Raw genomic sequence first — 15,930 nt, forward strand, 5'->3', positions numbered from 1 at the left:
TCTCCGGCGCGAAGGGGCGGGCGGATGGGTCGGGCCGCTGCCGTGGCCGGTGGGGGCGGGTATAGCAGCGGCCCTGTCCCGCGGACCGGGTGGGTCTGACGGCCGCGCGGGGTTGCACGGCCGTGCGTGCGGGTGCTCAGGTCAGAGCAGGGAGTCGGCGGTGATGGGGAGTTGGCGGATGCGGCGGCCGGTGGCGTTGAAGACCGCGTTGGCGATCGCGGGTGCCACCCCGACCATGACGACCTCGCCGAGACCCTTGACGCCGAGCGGGTCGGCCTCGCGGTCCTCGCCGTCCAGGTAAATCGCCTTGAGGTCGGGGACGTCCGCGTTGACCGGGACCAGGTAGTCGGCCAGATTGGCGTTGACGATGCGGCCGTCGCGGTGGTCGGTGACCGTGTGCTCCAACAGCGCCTGGCCGATGCCGCCGACCATGCCGCCGAATGCCTGGCTCGCGGCGAGCTTGGGGCTGATGATACGTCCCGCGTCGTACACGCCGAGGACCCGCCGCACCCGCACCAGACCCAGGGTGGCGTCGACGGCCACCTCGGCGAAGGTCGCGTTGTAGGCGTGGAGGGAGTGCCGCTCGGTTCCAGGGGCTCCGGCGTACGAGCCGTCGGCTTCGAGGTGCGTGTGGTCGTTGCGGGCCAGCAGCTGCTGGTAGGTCTCGCCGCGTGCCGGGTTGCCCTGTAGGTGCAGTCGGCCGCTGCGCACCACGACATCCTCGGCGTTCAACCCGTACAGCGGTGAATCCTTGTCCTCGACGGCCAGTTTGATGGCCTGCTGTCGGACCTTGTTGCAGCCGTCGAGGACGGCGGAGCCGACGCTCGCCATGGTCATCGAGCCGCCGTGCGGTGGCGTCTGCGGGAAGAGGGAGTCACCGAGCTTGAGTGTGACGGTGCGGATGGTCAGGCCGAGGGCATCGGCGGCGACCTGGGTCTGGGAGGTGTAGGTCCCCGGCCCCATGTCACTGGCCGCGGTCTCGACGACCGCCGTACCGTCGGCGTCGAGCCGCACTCGGGCCTCGGCGGGCATGCGCGCGGTGTGGTAGACACCTGCGGCCATGCCCATGCCGATCAGCCAGTCGCCCTCCCGCCGCGAGCGGGGCTTGGCGGGCCGTCGGTCCCAGCCGAACTCGCGGGCGCCCACGGAGTAGCACTCGCGCAGCCGGCGGGTAGACCACGGGAGTCCGGACGACTCGTCCTCGTCCGGCTCGTTGCGCCGGCGCAGCTCGATCGGGTCGATGCCGAGCCGGTCGGCGAGTTCGTCGAGCGCCGACTCCATCACGTACGACGCCGTCGCGGGGCCCGGGCCGCGCATCCAGATGGGCGTGTTCACGTCCAGCGGCACCGTCCGGTACGCCTGGCTGACGTTGGGCGTGCTGTAGAGCATCCGCCCCGGGTCCAGGACGCCTTCGGAGAACGTCTCGTACGAGGAGGTCTCGTGCTCGATCTCGTGGGCCATGGCGGTCAGGCGGCCTCGGCGGTCGCTGCCGAGCCGCAGGCGGTACTCGTACTCGGGCCGAAAGCCCGTCGCGAAGTACTGCTGCTTCCGTCTGAGGGCGAGCTTCACCGGGCGCCGCGTCACGCGGGCGGCGAGGGCGGCGACGACGGTGTGGGGCCAGCAGCGCAGACCGCTGCCGAAGCCACCGCCGACGAACGGGGAGATCACCCGCACGGACTTCAACGGCAGATCGAACACCGTGGAGAGCTCGGTCTGGGTGCCGACGATCCACTGGGTCTTGTCCCAGACGGTGAGCTTGTTGCCATTCCAGCGGGCGATGGTGGCGTGCGGCTCCATCGCGTTGTGGTGGTTGCGTGCCAAGCGGTACGTGAGGTCGAGGCGTACGTCCGCCTTCCGAAGGCCGGCGTCGACGTCACCGCGCGCGTACGACGTCGGCTTGTCCGGCTTGCCCTTGCCCAGTTCGGTCGTGGGCTGTTCGGCGTCGTAGCGGACCTCGACCAGGCTCGCGGCGTGCTGGGCTGCTTCCAGGGTGGTGGCCACGACGACGGCGACGGGCTGGCCGTGGAAGCGCACTTTGTCGTCCTGGAAGACCCGAAGGCGCGCGCCCGGCGGGTTGTTGGACGCCTTGTTCTCCTTGTACGGGAGTTTGGGCGCGTTGCCGTGGTGGATCACGTTCAGCACACCGGGCTGCGCTTCGGTCTGCCGGCTGTCGATGGCGGTGATACGTCCGCGGCCGATGCTCGCGTCGACGATGACCGCGTGCACGGCGCCGTCGACGTCGTGTTCGGCGGCGTAGCGGGCCTGGCCGGTGACCTTGAGGCGGCCGTCCACGCGGGAGAGCGGGGCGCCGACGGCGGCCTGCGGCTGCGGGCTCATGCGTGTCCTCCTACGGTGCGCAGCTGGCGTTCGACGGTCCGCTTCAGCAGCTCGACCTTGAACCTGTTGTGGGCGAGCGGGCGGGCGCCGTCCGCTGCCTTCTTCGCGGCGGCCTCCCACAGGGCGCCGGAGGGGCGCTCGCCGATGAGGTGGTCTTCGACGACGGGAAGTTTCCACGGGACAGTGCCGACTCCGCCGGCGGCGACCTTGGCCTCGCGGATGATGCCGCCGTGTACGTGCAGGGCGACGGCCGCGGAGGTCAGGGCGAACTCGTACGACTGCCGGTCGCGGACCTTCAGGTAGCCCGACTTGAGCGGGCGGGGCAGTGCGGGGATCTCAACCGCAGTGATCAACTCACCGTGCTTGAGGGCCTGTTCGCGGTGGGCCGTGCGGTCAGGGCGGAGCAAGAAGTCGGCGAACGGCACCGTCCGCTCACCCTCCGGTCCCAGCAGATGCACCTGCGCTTCCAGGGCCGCGAAGGCTACGGCCACATCGGAGGGGTGGGTGGCGACGCAGCTCTCGGACGTGCCGAGGATCGCGTGCGTGCGGTTGAAGCCCGCGAGGGCGGCGCAACCCGCGCCGGGTTGGCGCTTGTTGCAGGCGGCGGTGATGTCGCGGAAGTAGGTGCAGCGGGTGCGCTGCATGATGTTGCCGCCGATGGTGGCCATGTTCCGCAGCTGGGCCGACGCACTCAGCTCCAGAGCCTGGGAGATCACCGGGAACAGGGTGCGTACCTTGGGGTGGGCGACTGCCTGTGTCATGGTCACCAGGGCGCCGATGCGCAGGCCCCCGCGTTCGGTGGCCCTGACTTCGTCCAGTGGAAGGCTGCTGATGTCGATGAGGGTGTCGGGGTTTTCGACGCCTTCGCGCATCAGGTCGACCAGGGTGGTGCCCCCGGCGAGGTAACGGCCGCCGTGGCGTGCGGCGTTGAGGGCGTCACGGGTGGTGGAGGCGCGGGTGTAGGTGAAGGGATGCATGGGTGCCGGTCCTCACTTTTTCCCGGCGGCCTGCTGGACCGCTGAGACGATCTTGGGGTAGCAGCCGCAGCGGCAGATGTTGCCGCTCATCCACTCGCGGATCTCTTCCGGCGAGTGGATGTGGCCTTCGCTGATGCAGGCGACGCCGGAGAGGATCTGGCCGGGGGTGCAGTAGCCGCACTGGAAGGCGTCCTGGTCGATGAACGCCTGTTGCAGCGAGTGGAGTTGGTCGCCGTCGGCGAGACCCTCGATCGTGGTGACCTCGGCGTTGTCGAGGCGGACCGCGAGGGTCAGACAGGCGTTCTGCCGGCGCCCGTCGACCAGGACGGTGCAGGCGCCGCAGGCACCCGCGTCACAGCCCTTCTTCGAGCCGGTCAGGCCCAGGTGCTCGCGCAGCTGGTCCAGCAGCGAGGTGCGGTTGTCGACCGTCACGGTGTGGCGGGTGCCGTTGACGGTGAGGGTGAGGCGGCTGGAGGGCACCGCGGTGGCAGGCGCCGCTTCGGCTTCCGGCAGCAGGCCGGAGCCGAGTACGCCGCCCGCGACCACAGCTGTGCCGACGGCGGTGCTGGTAGCGATGAAGGTGCGCCGGGACGGGGCGATGGGCGTGGGTTCGGAGGTGGCGGGCGTAGTGCCCTGGGGGACGGGTTCAGTGGGCATGTTGGGGAGACCTTCGCATCGTGGAAAGGGTCAACAGCACTGCAGTGGCGCCCGCACGGGAGGGAGAAGGGCACGGTGGGACAGCCCCCGTGGCCAGGGGGCTGACAGCGGATCGGATCTGGTGGGGGCGAGCAGGTGAGGTAGGTGCCCGGGTGCCGACCTGGGAGGCCAAGCGTCGTGCAGGGCCGGGCCGGCGGTGATTACTGGGCGGTGTAGCCGCCGTCGACGGGCAGTGCGACGCCGACGACGAAGCTGGCTCCGGGGCTGCAGAGCCACAGGACGGCCTGGGCCATTTCGTCGGCGGTGCCGAGCCGGTTGATGGGCTGGTTCGCCTCCGCCTCGGCCCGGTCGAGTTCCCCCTTGGCGATCATGTCGCTGACCATCGGGGTGTCGATGGTGCCGGGGCAGATGGCGTTGATGCGGATACCGCGCGGCGCGTACTCGAGGGCGGCGCTGGTGGTCAGGCCGATCACGCCGTGCTTGGAGGAGTGGTAGGAGGCGCGGCCGGGAAGCCCGACGAGGCCGCCGAGGGAGGAGCAGTTGACGATGACGCCGCTGCCCTGGCTGCGCATGTGGCGCAGTTCGTGCTTCATGGACGCCCAGATACCGCGCAGGTTGATGGCATGGACCCGGTCGAACTGGTCGACGCTCTCATCGGCGGCGTCGGTCGGCGGAACCTGGATGCCGGCGTTGTTGTAGGCCATGTCGAGCCGTCCGAAGGTCTCCACGGTGCGGTTGACGGCGGCGGCGACCTGGTCCTCGTCGGTGACGTCGCAGACCAGGGCGAGCACCTGGTGGCCGTCGTCGGTGAGCTGCTTGGCGGCCGTGTTGACGGCGTTCTCATCGATGTCGGCGAGGCCGACGGCGGCCCCGGATGCGGCAAAGGCGCAGGCAGCAGCCAGGCCCATCCCGGAGCTGGCACCGGTGACGAAGGCGACCTGCCCCGTGAAGTCGTAGGTGGGGTTCATGATGGTCTCTCCCAACGAAGGTGTGCGAGGCGGAAGTTGTTCAGTGGGTGGTCGTCGCCGGTGTCCCGGCCGACTGCTGCTCGGTGGTCTCGGTTCGCTGGGCGACGATCCGTGCCGGGCGGGCCGTACCGCTGAGGGCGAGGGCGATGAGCGGCAGCAGGGTGAGCGCGGCGAAGACGGCGCCGACCAGGACCGGACCGGTCAGTCCGAGCGAGGAGTCCAGGGCATGGCCCGCGATGGCCGAGCCTGCGGCGATGCCGGTGTTGTACGCGGAGGTGGTCAGCGCCGAGGTGAGGGTCGGGGCGTCACCGGCGAAGCGGACGGCGAGGGAGGTGACGACCGGGTTGACGGTGAAGCCGGCCAGGGCCATGACGAACACCAGGACCACGGCGGTCACCGCGCTGTTGGAGGCCGGGATCAGGACCAGCAGCGTGACGGCGGTGGCCGCCGCCGCGGTGATCGTCGTGGCCATCGGGCGGCGGTCGCCCAGACGCCCGCCGATGGCGGTACCGGCCAGCGCGCCGAGACCGAAGGCGATCAGCACCAGCGGCACCGCGCTCGCGGCGATGCCCGCCCGGTCGGTCAGCAGCGGCGTGATGTACGTGTAGGTCGCCAGGACACCGCCCATGATCAGCACCGCGGCGGCCAGCGCCAGCCACAGCCGTCCCTGCCGCAGAGCCCGCACCTCGGCCCGCACCGACACCTCGGCATGCTGCTCGACGCGCGGGATGAACCGGCCGACGAACACGGCGGCCAGGGCGGCGAGGACGGCCAGCGCCCAGAACGGGCCGCGCCAGCCGGTGAACTGGCCGACGAACGAGCCGATCGGCACCCCGACCACGTTGGCCAGCGTGAGGCCGCCCATCATCACGCCGACCGCCCGCGTCGCGCTGCTGGGGCCTGCGGCGGTGGTGGCGATCACGAATCCGACGGCCCAGAAGGCCCCGGTGGCCAGCGCGGTCACGACCCGGGCGGCCAGGACGACAGTGAAGGAGGTGGTGAGCGCGGCGACGACGTGCCCGAGCGCGAAGACGGCCAACGCGCCGATGAGGGTATGGCGTTGGGGCAGGCGCAGGGTGGCCAGGGCCATGGTCGGCCCGCCGATGATCATGCCGATGGCGAATGCGGTGATCAGCAGACCGGCCTGCGAGACGCTGACGTCGAGGTCGGCGGCCATCTCGGGCAGCAGTCCGGCGATGACGAACTCGGTGGTGCCCATCAGGAACGTGCCGGCGGCGAGCACCCAGACGACGAAGGGGAGCTTGCCGGGGGCGGGCCCGGTGGCGGAAGGCATGCGGAAACTTCTTCCCGTACGAGGGGTGGGAGAGGTCAGGAGGCGGCTTCGATGGTGATGCGCTCGGCCCTGGAGAGCTGGTCGGCGTCGGCGTCGATGTGGCCGAGGATCAGCAGATCGGCGGAGGCGGAGGGGCCGTCGCGGTAGAAGAGGGCGAGGTTGCCCCACGGGGCGTAGTAGGCGATGTCCCCGGCCTTGGGCGCGGCCGGTTCGGGGGCACCGTCGGTGGTCAGCTTGCGCGGCGGGTCGCCGATCCGCTCTGTGCCGTGGAAGTCCTCCAGATCCACGGTGAGCGGGAGCAGGGAGGCGAGGTCACGGGCGGCGGGGCTGTCGTTCAAAGTGGCGTCGACGGGCTGCCCGTCGAGGGTGACGCGGATGTCCATGGCGGTGTGCCTCTCGGACGGTGCCGAGGGTGCTTCGCGCGACGCACTCGGCTGGTGGGAGGAAGCGGACGAGGTGGGAGACGACGCCGACTCGCCGCTGCCACAGGCCGTTACGGCCAGGACCAGCGCCGTCGCGGCGGCAAGGGGAAGGGGGACACGCGGCATGGAGTGACTCTGTTCCTTTCGCCGGACAGCGGCTCGGCGTCGTGCGGGGAGAGCGGGCGGGGTTCAGTCGGTGGCCGGGGCGGGGGCGTACTCCTCGTCGGTGACGGGGGTCAGCCAGTGCACGACGTCGTGGTCGGCGTCGCCCTCGTTGATGGCCAGGTGAACCATGAGCCGGTTGGGCGCGGCGCCGTGCCAGTGCTCCTCATCGGCCTCGAACAGCACGCGGTCGCCGGGCCGGATGACCTCGACGGGGCCGCCGCGGCGCTGGCACAGGCCGATCCCTTCGGTGACGAAGACGGTCTGGCCCAGCGGGTGGCGGTGCCAGTGGGTGCGCGCGCCGGGCATGAAGTGCACCAGGGCAGCGGTGACCCGGGAAGGGGCGGGAGCCGCGGCGACAGGGTCGATGTAGACGTCGCCGGTGAACCAGTCGGCGGGGCCCTTGACGGTGTCGATCGAGCTTCGGGTGATGTGCATGGTCGTTCCTTGTCCGTGGAGCGTCATGGGGGCAGGCCCATGGGGGTCAGGTGGATGGGCCGCCCGTGGGGGGTCAGGGCGTGAGGAGGGTCTTGATGGCGCGGCGCTCGTCCATCGCCCGATAGCCCTCAGCCACCTGGTCCAGGGGCAGGGTGAGGTCGAAGACCTTGCCCGGATCGATGCGGACGGTCAGGACCCGTTCGATGAGGTCGGGCAGGTAGCGGCGTACGGGGGCGGGTCCGCCGCGCAGGCCGACGTGGGAGAAGAACAACTCCTGCCCGTCGACGGCGACCTCGTGCGGGACACCGACGAAGCCGACGTTGCCGCCCGGCCGGGCCGAGTGCAGGGCCTGTTGCATCGCCTGGGCCGTGCCGACGCACTCCAGCACGCTGTCGGCACCGATCCCGCCGGTCATCTCCTTGATCCGGGCCACACCCTCCTCGCCGCGCTCGGTGACGATGTCCGTCGCGCCGAACTCCCGGGCGAGCTTCTGCCGCGGCTCGTGCCGCGACATGGCGATGATCCGCTCGGCGCCCATCTCCTTCGCGGCGATCACCGCGCACAGACCGACCGCGCCGTCGCCGACCACCACGGCGGTGGAGCCGGGCTTGACCTCGGCCGCCTCGGCAGCCCACCAGCCGGTACCCATCACGTCCGAGACGGCCAGCAGACCGGGCCAGAACTCCTCGCCGGGTACGCCGTCAGTGGCGACCAGGGTGCCCTGCGCGTTCGGAATACGGACGTAGTCGGCCTGGCAGGTGCTCATGAACTCGCGGTTCAGACAGCTCGACGGGAAGCCGTTACGGCAGTTCGCACAGGTGTTGTCCGAGGTCGCGAACGACCCGACGACGAACTGCCCCGGCTTTACCGAGGTCACCTCGGATCCGACCTCCTCCACGAAACCGACGTACTCGTGCCCCATCGGATGCGCCGCGTCGGTCGGCTCCAGGCCGCGGTAGGGCCACAGGTCCGAGCCGCACACACAGGTGACCGCGGTGCGGATGATCGCGTCGGTGGGCTTGAGGATCTTCGGGTCGTCCAGGGTCTCGAAGCGGATGTCGCCGGGGGCGTGGATCACTGCTCCGCGCATGTGGGGTTCCTTTGCGTGCTGAGGCGGTGCACCAGGGGGTACTGGCGGGCGCAGGTGCGAGCTCGGATGGCGGACCATCCCGAGCCGGATACGGACCCCTCCCCCGCCGTCTTCGGCCGAAGGAGAAGCATCACGCGTTCCAGGTAACCGGCTCTTCACGCGCGCAGCGAGTCACCATCAAGGGGTGTACTGGCAGTACATCCCTATGGCCGCCTGCGGGACGTACCGTCGAGGTGTGGACAACCGTGAAGAGGTCCGCGAGTTCCTCACCTCGCGGCGAGCAAAGATCACCCCCGAGCAGGCCGGACTGCCCGTCGGCTCCCGGCGCCGCGTGCCGGGACTGCGGCGCAGCGAGGTCGCTGCCCTGGCCGATATGAGCGTCGAGTACTACGCGAAACTCGAACGCGGCAACCTCGCCGGCGTCTCCCCGGCCGTCCTCGAAGCCCTCGCCCGCGCCCTCCGGCTCAACGACGCCGAACGCGCCCACCTGCTGAACCTGGCCCAGACCGCGGATGGCTCCGACGCCCTTACCCGCCCCCGGCGCCGACGTACAAAGGACCAGTGGAAGCCGCACCGCAGCCTCCAGTGGACCCTGGATGCCATCACCGCAGGTCCCGCGTTCGTCCGCAACGGCCGCATGGACATCCTTGCCGCCAACCAGCTCTTCCGCGCCTTCTACACCGACGTCTATGCCACGCCCGGTAACCAGACGAACCTGGCCCGCTTCAACTTCCTCGACCCGGCTTCCCGCCGCTTCTACCCGGACTGGGATGCCTTCGCCGACGTGGCCGTCGCCATCCTGCGCACCGAAGCCGGCCGCAACCCGCACGACAAGGACCTGCACGACCTGGTCGGCGAACTGTGCACCCGCTGCGAGGAATTCCGCACCCGCTGGGGCGCCCACAACGTCCGCCACCACGGCACCGGCACCAAACACTTCCACCACCACGCCGTCGGCGACCTCACCCTCGCCTTCGAGGGCCTGGAGATGGCCGCCGAACCCGGCCTCACCCTCACCATCTACACCGCCGAACCCGGCTCACCCTCCGAAGAGGGCCTCCGCCTCCTCGCCTCATGGGCCGCCACACAAGGGGCCGACTCGCGTACGGAACCATCGACAACCAGCTGAGAGGACCTGATCGACAGCGTCGGCGGCATCCGTGCCGCGCCCGTACTCGACGATCACCGGCGCCCCGTCCTCGTCGATCCCGAGGCAAGTCGATCCGCCCGAAGGTCCGGAACCCACCTGACCTGCACGTCGACGCAGTGGGTACGACGCCCTTGCCGCGGCAGCGGGGGGCGAACAACACCGACAGTTGCCGGTGCTTGCCGGACGGACTGGTGAAGTCAACGGGCACCGGAGCCCACTGCGCCAGGTGCGCGTCCATCTCCTGGTCGAGAAACGGCGCGACTGGAACGTCGCGGTACTCGCCCTCGACTCGGGCCTTGAGCGGGACGAACGTCGCACGGCAATCGCTGCAAGATGTACGCCGATCCGGACCCGGCCGTCGGCGTCCCGTGCGAGAACCCGGGCGCGACCAGCTCGCCCACCAGCCGCGAACGGTCGCCGGGCGCAGACACCCCGCGCCGGGAGATCTCGGAGGCGGTAAGACCCGGATCGTCCGGCGTGAACGCCCGGCAGACCCCGACGTCACGGCCCCGACCTGCGCTCATACCGCTGCGTCGCGATCGACGAGGGCGGCCGTTGCCGTGAGAGCGCGGTCAGGCGGCGAAGGAGGCGAGCAGTTCGTTGTACTGCTTGGCGGCGGTGGCCAGGCCCTCGTGGGAGAGGCCGAAGGCGGTGCCGTACAGCTTGACCATCGGCTGGATGTCGAACTGGCACAGCCGCAGGGTCGCGTGCCAGCTGCTGAGGAGGGTCTCCAGGGTGGTCTTGTTGGCGCCTTCGGGGGTGTAGTGCTCGGCGGTGACGGCGACGACGGCCTTCTTGCCGGCCAGCTGCGAGGGAGAGCCGTCCATGGTGAAGGCCCAGCCAAGGGTGAGGACCTTGTCCTGCCACTGCTTGAACAGAGGGGTGGTGTTGTACCAGAACACCGGGTGCTGGAAGACGACCACATCGTGCTCGGCCAGCAGCGCCTGCTCGGCGTCGACGTCGACCTGGAAGTCGGGGTAGGTGGCGTAGAGGTCGTGCACGGTGACATGGGCCAGATCGCGGACGGCGTCCACCAGCGCCGCGTTGGCCTTGGACTGGGACAGGTCGGGGTGACCGACGACAAGGAGAACCTTGGACATGAGGAACCTCTTCAGTGATCAGTGAAATGGGTGAACGGATGCGGGTCGGTCGGGTGTGACGGGTCAGGAATTCGCCGGGGCATCAGCCCTTCTCCTGCGCGAACTTGGGGAGCGCAGGCTGAGCCGGGCGCAGCGGCGCCGACGGTCAGCGGTCGATGGTGGCCATGTTCGCCTCGTCGTGGCGTTCGCCCGCGGCCGGCGTGAGGTTGTTCAGGCGATCGAGCTGAGCAGCGCTGAGTTCGATGCCGTCGGCGGCGGTGTTCTCTTCGACGCGCAAGACCCGCCGGGTGCCGGGGATGGGGGCGATGTCGTCGCCGCGGGTCAGCAGCCACGCCAGCGCGGTCTGTGCCGGGGTGGCGCCGATCTCGGCGCCGATGGCCTGTACTTCGTCGACGATGCGCAGGTTGCGCTGGAAGTTCTCGCCGGTGAAGCGCGGGTTGGTCTTGCGCCAGTCATCGTCGGCGAAGTCGTCGATGGTGCGGATCTGCCCGGTCAGCAGGCCATGCCCGAGCGGCGAGTAGGGAACGAACCCGATACCGAGTTCGCGCAGCAGCGGGAGGATCTCGGCCTCGACGTCGCGGGTCCAGAGAGAGTATTCGGTCTGCAGCGCGGCCACCGGATGCACGGCGTGCGCCCGGCGGATCGTCTCGGGCCCGGCCTCGGACAGACCGATGTAGCGCACCTTGCCCTCGGCTACCAGTTCGGCCAGAGCGCCGATGGTCTCCTCGATGGGCGTGTTCGGGTCGACGCGATGCTGGTAGTACAGGTCGATGTGATCGGTGCCGAGCCGCAGGAGCGAGCCTTCGACAGCGGCCTTCACGTTGCCGGCGCTGCTGTCGATCACGCCGGGGCCGCCACGGGAATGGGCGATGAGACCGAACTTGGTCGCCACGACGACGTCGTCGCGCCGGCCCTTGATGGCCTGGCCGACGAGTTCCTCGCTGTGGAAGGGGCCGTAGATCTCGGCGGTGTCGATGTGGGTGACCCCGAGGTCCGGCGCCCGGTGGATGGTGCGGATCGACTCGGCGTCATCGAGCCCCGCGCCGGTGGTGTAGATGCCGGCCATGGTCATGGCTCCCAGGCCGATGCGGGAGACATCAAGCCCACCCAGTGATACGTGCTTCATCAGGTACTCCTTGTCGTGACGGCCGTCAGGCCCGGTCGGTGGTCGTTGTCAGTGCGGTGTGCCATTAGCTGGCCGACAGTGCTTCAGGGTCCGCGCGCTGCTGGCGCAGGCGCCGTTCCGCAGGTAGCGGGTCAGCTGCCGCAGGTGCGCCCGGCGCCTCGGCCGGGGGCGTGTTGCTCAGGCGTGGGCGTCGTCGTCGGCCAGCGCCGACGACATCGACGCCGAGGGCGTTGGAAATGCGCATGGCTTCGTTCAGGCGACCGGGCGCGCACTGGCCGTCCATGGGGGGGATTCGAGCTGGCCGCCGTTCAGCCGGGGCTCGACGCCGGTGTCGTCAGGGACAGGCGGCGGGGGTCCATAGGCTGAACCGGCTACGCCGCGTCAGTGCTCCTGGGCAGCAGGTTCCAGCACGAGGACCGGGATCTCACGGTCCGTCTTCTTCTGGTACTCGGCGTAGTCCGGGAACGCCTCGACGGCTCGGGCCCACCACACGGCCTTCTCGTCCCCGGTCACCTCGCGTGCCAGCATGTCCTGACGTACCGGGCCGTCCCGAAGCTCGACTCGGGGGTCGGCCACCGCGTTGTGGTACCAGACCGGGTGGTTGGGGGCTCCTGCCATGGAGGCGACCACGGCATAGGAGCCGTCGTCCTCCACCCGCATGACCGGGACCTTGCGGATCTTGCCGCTCTTCGCACCCAGGGTCGTCAGGATGACCACAGGCAGGTCCTGCAGCGTCGTTCCTTCCCTACCACCGGAACTTTCGTACAGCTCCACCTGGTCACGCACAAACTGCGCCGTGTTCGGCTCGTATTCTCCTTTGAGCGGCATGTTGCCTCTCTCCATGCTGTCGAAGATTGCGCCCGGTAGCGGTCCCCCGCCTCGGCCGGGGTGCGGTTCGTGTTGCTCAGGCGTTGGTGTCGTCGTAGGCGAGGCTGCCGCCCAGTTCCCGGGATGCCTGGGCCTGGGCGAGGAGTTCCTTCGCCTTGACCTCGGCAGCCTCGATGGCGTCCGCACCGGCGACGAAGCGCAGCAGCGGCTTCTCCTGCTGGGCGATGGTGAGCAGGGCGCGTGCGAGCTTGGCGGGGTCGCCGGGCTGCTGGCCGTTCATGCTCTTCATGCCCTCGATCGTCGGGGCGGTGCGCGGGGCGTAGTCGTCGATGGACAGCTCGGGCCAAGTGGTGGAGCCGTCCACGAGGAGTTCGGTACGGAAGTAGCCGGGCTCCACGATCGTGGTGTGGATGTTGTACGGCTCGACGTCGTAGCGCAGGGACTCCATCCAGCCCTCTTCCGCGAACTTGGAGGCGGCGTAGGCGGAGGTGAACTCCATGCCGACCAGTCCGGCGGTCGAAGTGATCGTGATGACGTGGCCAGCGCGCTGCTTGCGCAGGACGGGCAGGACTGCGCGGGTGACATTCATCGGGCCGAAGAGGTTGGTCTCGAACTGCTTGCGCATCTGCGCGGGCGAGATCTCCTCGAAGTAGCCGGCGAAGAGGTTCCCGGCGTTGTTGATCAGGACGTCGATGCGGCCGAAGCGGTCGACGGCAGCCTGCGCGGCGGCCTCGGCGTCTTCGAGGATGGTGACGTCGAGCCTGGTGACCAGCAGATTGTCCTGCGGCCCGCCCAGGGTCTTCTCGACCTCTTCGGGGCGGCGGCCGGTGGCGACGACCTGGTGGCCGGCGGCGAGGGCCTCGCGGGCGATGTCGGTGCCCAGACCGCGTCCGGCACCGGTGACGAGAATGACCTTGCTCATGAGGGGTTTCCTTTCAGGCGCCGTGATCCGGCACCCGGTATGTGCGGTGGTGATGCCTGCAGCGCCGACAGCACCGCAGAGGGGCTGGAGACCGGCAGCACAAGCGCCGCCCTGTCCGGGCCATTCGCACTGCCGTGGGCGGTGCACCACCAACAAAACCCGTTGTCCCGGGAGTGTGGGAGTCCCTGATGAGGGGGTCACTGACAGGGACCCCCACGCAGACGGCAGCGCTCGTAGAGTGGAGCCCATGCCAGGCAGAAAAGACCCGTACGGCACCAACCGCGACATCCGTGATGATTTTCGCGCGGAGATCCGGGAATTCCTGGGCACGCGACGGGCCAGGGTCACCCCCGAGCAGGCCGGACTGCCAGCGTATGGCGGAGAGCGCCGGCGGGTCACCGGGCTGCGCCGCGAGGAGGTCGCCCTCCTCGCAGGCATTTCCAGCGAGTACTACACGCGGCTGGAGCGCGGCAACGCCACCGGCGTCTCCGAGAGCGTCATCGACGGCATCGCTCAAGCGCTGCAGCTCGACGAGGCCGAGCGCATCCACCTGCTCCACCTCCTGCGCGGCGCCGGCACCACCCGTCCACCACGCCGCCGGCCCGCCCAGCAGCGCGTGCGGCCCGCCGTGCAGCGCGTACTGGACTCAATGGCCGGCACACCCGCGTTCGTCCTCAGCGGACGCGGGGACATCCTGGCCGCCAACCACCTCGGGCGCGCCCTGTTCTCCCCGGTCTACGCCGACCCCGCCAGGCCGCCCAACAACGCCCGGTTCGTCTTCCTCGACCCGCACGCGACCGAGTTCTTCCGCGACTGGGACCAGGTCGCAGGCGACACGGTCGCCATGCTGCGCGCCGAGGCCGGCCGCGATCTCTACGACCGGCGGCTGACGGACCTGATCGGGGAGCTGTCCACCCGCAGCGAGGAGTTCCGTCGCCGCTGGGCCGCCCACAACGTCCGGATGCACACCACCGGCGTGAAGCTCCTCCACCACCCGGTCGTCGGCGACCTCGACCTGCCCTTCGAGACCTTCCCACTCGGCGACGGTCCCAGCCAGGTACTCCTCACCTACACCGCCGAACCCGCCTCACCCACGCAGGACGCCCTCAACCTGCTGGCCAGCTGGGCCGCGACCAACGACGACATCGAGCGGTCCACGCCGGCCGACGACCCCGAACCCGCCGACTCGGCCGAGACACCCGACTGACCGACGAGCCACGCGAGTCGATCCGCGGAAGTCGGCAACGTTTCCGGCCTTGCGGCACGGTCCGCCACCCCGTTTTACCTACAAGCACGGGAGCGGCAGGGATTGGAACCAGGGATGCCGCGGCCCGTGTGCGGTGGGTCCGTCCACCGGCCGTTCGCCGCCACTACCGATCCGCCTGAGCAAGCGAAGTTCGCCGGTACAGAGCCGCTGCATCACTGCCGAGGCGCCGTCGTGGCGCGGGCGCAGGCAGGCGCGGCCGCGACTGGCCGGTGGTGTTCTCCTCGCCTCGGCAAGAAGTCAGTCGTTGCCGGAAGGCGGTGTGACGGGCCAGCCCCTCGAAGTGGCCTGACTTTGCTCTGGAGCCATGTCCTGGCTGGCCGCCCAGGAGGCGAGCAGGGACAGGTTGTCGTGCGAGGCCGTGGCCGGTTCGGCAGTGTAGGTGATCATGGTCAGGCCGGGTTCGGCGGCCGGTTCGAAAAGGTCGTAGCGCAGGTCGAGGGCGCCCACGACCGGGTGTTGGAATTGTTTGACGCCTCGGCTGTAGGCGCGCACGTCGTGGCGGGCCCACAGCTGGCGGAAGGTGTCGCTGCGGGTGGACAACTCGCCGACGAGGTCGGTCAGGGCCCGGTCGAACGGGGTGGCGCCGGCGGCGGTACGCAGGTGGGCGGTGAGGTCGTCGGCGACCCGGTCCCAGTCGCGCCAGAATTCCGCGGCCCGGGGGTCGAGGAAGGTGAAACGGGCGAGGTTGGGTGCTGCGCGTGTGTCGGTGTAGAGCACGCAGTACAGGGCGCGGGCGAGGGGATTCGCGGCGACCACGTCGAGGGTAGGGCTGCGCACCAGCGCCGGGACGTTGACGAGAGCGTCGAGGACCGTCTGGACCTGCGGGGCGATGGCAGCCGCGGGCGAAGTGCGGCGGGAGCGGGACGCGGCGGGGGACGACTTGCCGGCGCGAGCGAGATCGATCAGATGGGCCTGCTCGGTCGCATCGAGTTGCAGCGCGCGGGCGACGGCGTTCAGGACGCTGTCGGAGGCGTTGGTGAGGGCGCCGCGTTCGAGGCGTATGTAGTAGTCGACGCTGAGCCCGGCCAGGGCGGCGACCTCCTCGCGGCGCAGCCCGGGGACTCTCCGCTTGCGTCCGGCCACGGGCAGTCCGACCGACTGCGGGGTGATCCGCGCTCTGCGGGAGGCCAGGAACTCCTGAATCTGGCTGCGACGGTCCATGCCTTCTACCGTAGGCACAGGCGAGGAGGTT

Annotated in this window: 15 protein-coding genes; 2 read left to right on the forward strand and 13 right to left on the reverse strand. The window is 70.0% G+C overall.

The genetic code is table 11. The annotated features are described in order from the left end of the window. Positions 1-141: 141 nt before the first annotated feature. The 8 genes from ACZ7OO_RS01400 to ACZ7OO_RS01435 all read right to left on the reverse strand — a co-directional run bounded on the left by ACZ7OO_RS01400 (position 142) and on the right by ACZ7OO_RS01435 (position 8,345). Positions 142-2,337 (reverse strand): xanthine dehydrogenase family protein molybdopterin-binding subunit, encoded by a 2,196-nt coding sequence (locus ACZ7OO_RS01400; protein WP_471500324.1) that lies wholly within the window; start codon positions 2,335-2,337, stop codon positions 142-144. Then, positions 2,334-3,314: an FAD binding domain-containing protein gene (locus tag ACZ7OO_RS01405; RefSeq protein WP_471500326.1), complete on the reverse strand. Its 981-nt coding sequence runs from the start codon at positions 3,312-3,314 to the stop codon at positions 2,334-2,336. The genes ACZ7OO_RS01400 and ACZ7OO_RS01405 overlap by 4 nt, the downstream gene beginning before the upstream one ends. 12 nt (positions 3,315-3,326) lie before the next feature. After that, complete coding sequence (locus tag ACZ7OO_RS01410; RefSeq protein WP_471500328.1) at positions 3,327-3,971, reverse strand: (2Fe-2S)-binding protein; 645 nt, start codon at positions 3,969-3,971, stop codon at positions 3,327-3,329. Positions 3,972-4,171: 200 nt separating this feature from the next. After that, a complete protein-coding gene (locus tag ACZ7OO_RS01415) occupies positions 4,172-4,939 on the reverse strand; it encodes an SDR family NAD(P)-dependent oxidoreductase (RefSeq protein ID WP_471500330.1) in 768 nt (255 codons plus the stop codon). Positions 4,940-4,979: 40 nt separating this feature from the next. Continuing rightward, positions 4,980-6,233 carry an MFS transporter gene (locus tag ACZ7OO_RS01420; protein WP_471500332.1) on the reverse strand — a complete coding sequence of 418 codons (1,254 nt, stop codon included), beginning with the start codon at positions 6,231-6,233 and terminating at the stop codon, positions 4,980-4,982. 35 nt (positions 6,234-6,268) lie between these two features. After that, positions 6,269-6,781 carry a cyclophilin-like fold protein gene (locus ACZ7OO_RS01425; RefSeq protein ID WP_471500334.1) on the reverse strand — a complete coding sequence of 171 codons (513 nt, stop codon included), beginning with the start codon at positions 6,779-6,781 and terminating at the stop codon, positions 6,269-6,271. A gap of 63 nt (positions 6,782-6,844) precedes the next feature. Next, positions 6,845-7,255, reverse strand: a complete 411-nt coding sequence (locus tag ACZ7OO_RS01430) for a (R)-mandelonitrile lyase (RefSeq protein ID WP_471500336.1) — start codon at positions 7,253-7,255, stop codon at positions 6,845-6,847. A gap of 73 nt (positions 7,256-7,328) precedes the next feature. Next, positions 7,329-8,345, reverse strand: coding sequence for a zinc-dependent alcohol dehydrogenase family protein (locus tag ACZ7OO_RS01435; protein ID WP_471500338.1), 1,017 nt, complete (start codon positions 8,343-8,345; stop codon positions 7,329-7,331). A gap of 235 nt (positions 8,346-8,580) precedes the next feature. Between ACZ7OO_RS01435 and ACZ7OO_RS01440 the strand changes: the two genes are divergently transcribed. Beyond that, positions 8,581-9,474 carry a helix-turn-helix transcriptional regulator gene (locus ACZ7OO_RS01440; RefSeq protein WP_471500340.1) on the forward strand — a complete coding sequence of 298 codons (894 nt, stop codon included), beginning with the start codon at positions 8,581-8,583 and terminating at the stop codon, positions 9,472-9,474. A gap of 593 nt (positions 9,475-10,067) precedes the next feature. On the opposite strand, the gene ACZ7OO_RS01445 is transcribed toward ACZ7OO_RS01440, so the two are convergent. The 4 genes from ACZ7OO_RS01445 to ACZ7OO_RS01460 form a co-directional block, all read right to left on the reverse strand. Next, entirely contained in the window at positions 10,068-10,595 is a 528-nt protein-coding gene (locus tag ACZ7OO_RS01445) for an NAD(P)H-dependent oxidoreductase (RefSeq protein WP_471500342.1), read from the reverse strand. A gap of 145 nt (positions 10,596-10,740) precedes the next feature. Continuing rightward, positions 10,741-11,721: an aldo/keto reductase gene (locus tag ACZ7OO_RS01450; RefSeq protein WP_471500344.1), complete on the reverse strand. Its 981-nt coding sequence runs from the start codon at positions 11,719-11,721 to the stop codon at positions 10,741-10,743. A 381-nt stretch (positions 11,722-12,102) separates the two neighbouring features. Continuing rightward, the gene (locus tag ACZ7OO_RS01455; protein WP_471500346.1) at positions 12,103-12,549 is read right to left on the reverse strand and encodes a nitroreductase family deazaflavin-dependent oxidoreductase; all 447 of its coding nucleotides are present in this window, start codon (positions 12,547-12,549) and stop codon (positions 12,103-12,105) included. 76 nt (positions 12,550-12,625) lie between these two features. Further along, positions 12,626-13,471, reverse strand: coding sequence for an SDR family oxidoreductase (locus ACZ7OO_RS01460; RefSeq protein WP_471500348.1), 846 nt, complete (start codon positions 13,469-13,471; stop codon positions 12,626-12,628). A 247-nt stretch (positions 13,472-13,718) separates the two neighbouring features. Here ACZ7OO_RS01460 and ACZ7OO_RS01465 point away from each other — a divergent pair, with 247 nt between their 5' ends. After that, positions 13,719-14,678: a helix-turn-helix domain-containing protein gene (locus ACZ7OO_RS01465; protein WP_471500350.1), complete on the forward strand. Its 960-nt coding sequence runs from the start codon at positions 13,719-13,721 to the stop codon at positions 14,676-14,678. A 297-nt stretch (positions 14,679-14,975) separates the two neighbouring features. Here the strand turns inward: ACZ7OO_RS01465 and ACZ7OO_RS01470 are convergent, their stop codons facing one another. Further along, on the reverse strand, positions 14,976-15,899 hold the full coding sequence (locus tag ACZ7OO_RS01470) for a helix-turn-helix domain-containing protein (RefSeq protein WP_471500352.1): 924 nt from the start codon (positions 15,897-15,899) through the stop codon (positions 14,976-14,978). Positions 15,900-15,930: the final 31 nt, after the last annotated feature.

This window comes from Streptomyces sp. NPDC111744, assembly GCF_055634995.1.

What these genes read in the sequence shown, in the direction of transcription:
- ACZ7OO_RS01465 (WP_471500350.1), top strand. Translation starts at nt 13,719, where the DNA reads ATGCCAGGCAGAAAAGACCCGTACGGCACCAACCGCGACATCCGTGAT.
- ACZ7OO_RS01430 (WP_471500336.1), bottom strand. Translation starts at nt 7,255, where the DNA reads ATGCACATCACCCGAAGCTCGATCGACACCGTCAAGGGCCCCGCCGAC.
- ACZ7OO_RS01405 (WP_471500326.1), bottom strand. Translation starts at nt 3,314, where the DNA reads ATGCATCCCTTCACCTACACCCGCGCCTCCACCACCCGTGACGCCCTC.
- ACZ7OO_RS01410 (WP_471500328.1), bottom strand. Translation starts at nt 3,971, where the DNA reads ATGCCCACTGAACCCGTCCCCCAGGGCACTACGCCCGCCACCTCCGAA.
- ACZ7OO_RS01420 (WP_471500332.1), bottom strand. Translation starts at nt 6,233, where the DNA reads ATGCCTTCCGCCACCGGGCCCGCCCCCGGCAAGCTCCCCTTCGTCGTC.
- ACZ7OO_RS01400 (WP_471500324.1), bottom strand. Translation starts at nt 2,337, where the DNA reads ATGAGCCCGCAGCCGCAGGCCGCCGTCGGCGCCCCGCTCTCCCGCGTG.
- ACZ7OO_RS01425 (WP_471500334.1), bottom strand. Translation starts at nt 6,781, where the DNA reads ATGCCGCGTGTCCCCCTTCCCCTTGCCGCCGCGACGGCGCTGGTCCTG.
- ACZ7OO_RS01415 (WP_471500330.1), bottom strand. Translation starts at nt 4,939, where the DNA reads ATGAACCCCACCTACGACTTCACGGGGCAGGTCGCCTTCGTCACCGGT.
- ACZ7OO_RS01450 (WP_471500344.1), bottom strand. Translation starts at nt 11,721, where the DNA reads ATGAAGCACGTATCACTGGGTGGGCTTGATGTCTCCCGCATCGGCCTG.
- ACZ7OO_RS01435 (WP_471500338.1), bottom strand. Translation starts at nt 8,345, where the DNA reads ATGCGCGGAGCAGTGATCCACGCCCCCGGCGACATCCGCTTCGAGACC.
- ACZ7OO_RS01445 (WP_471500342.1), bottom strand. Translation starts at nt 10,595, where the DNA reads ATGTCCAAGGTTCTCCTTGTCGTCGGTCACCCCGACCTGTCCCAGTCC.
- ACZ7OO_RS01470 (WP_471500352.1), bottom strand. Translation starts at nt 15,899, where the DNA reads ATGGACCGTCGCAGCCAGATTCAGGAGTTCCTGGCCTCCCGCAGAGCG.
- ACZ7OO_RS01460 (WP_471500348.1), bottom strand. Translation starts at nt 13,471, where the DNA reads ATGAGCAAGGTCATTCTCGTCACCGGTGCCGGACGCGGTCTGGGCACC.
- ACZ7OO_RS01455 (WP_471500346.1), bottom strand. Translation starts at nt 12,549, where the DNA reads ATGCCGCTCAAAGGAGAATACGAGCCGAACACGGCGCAGTTTGTGCGT.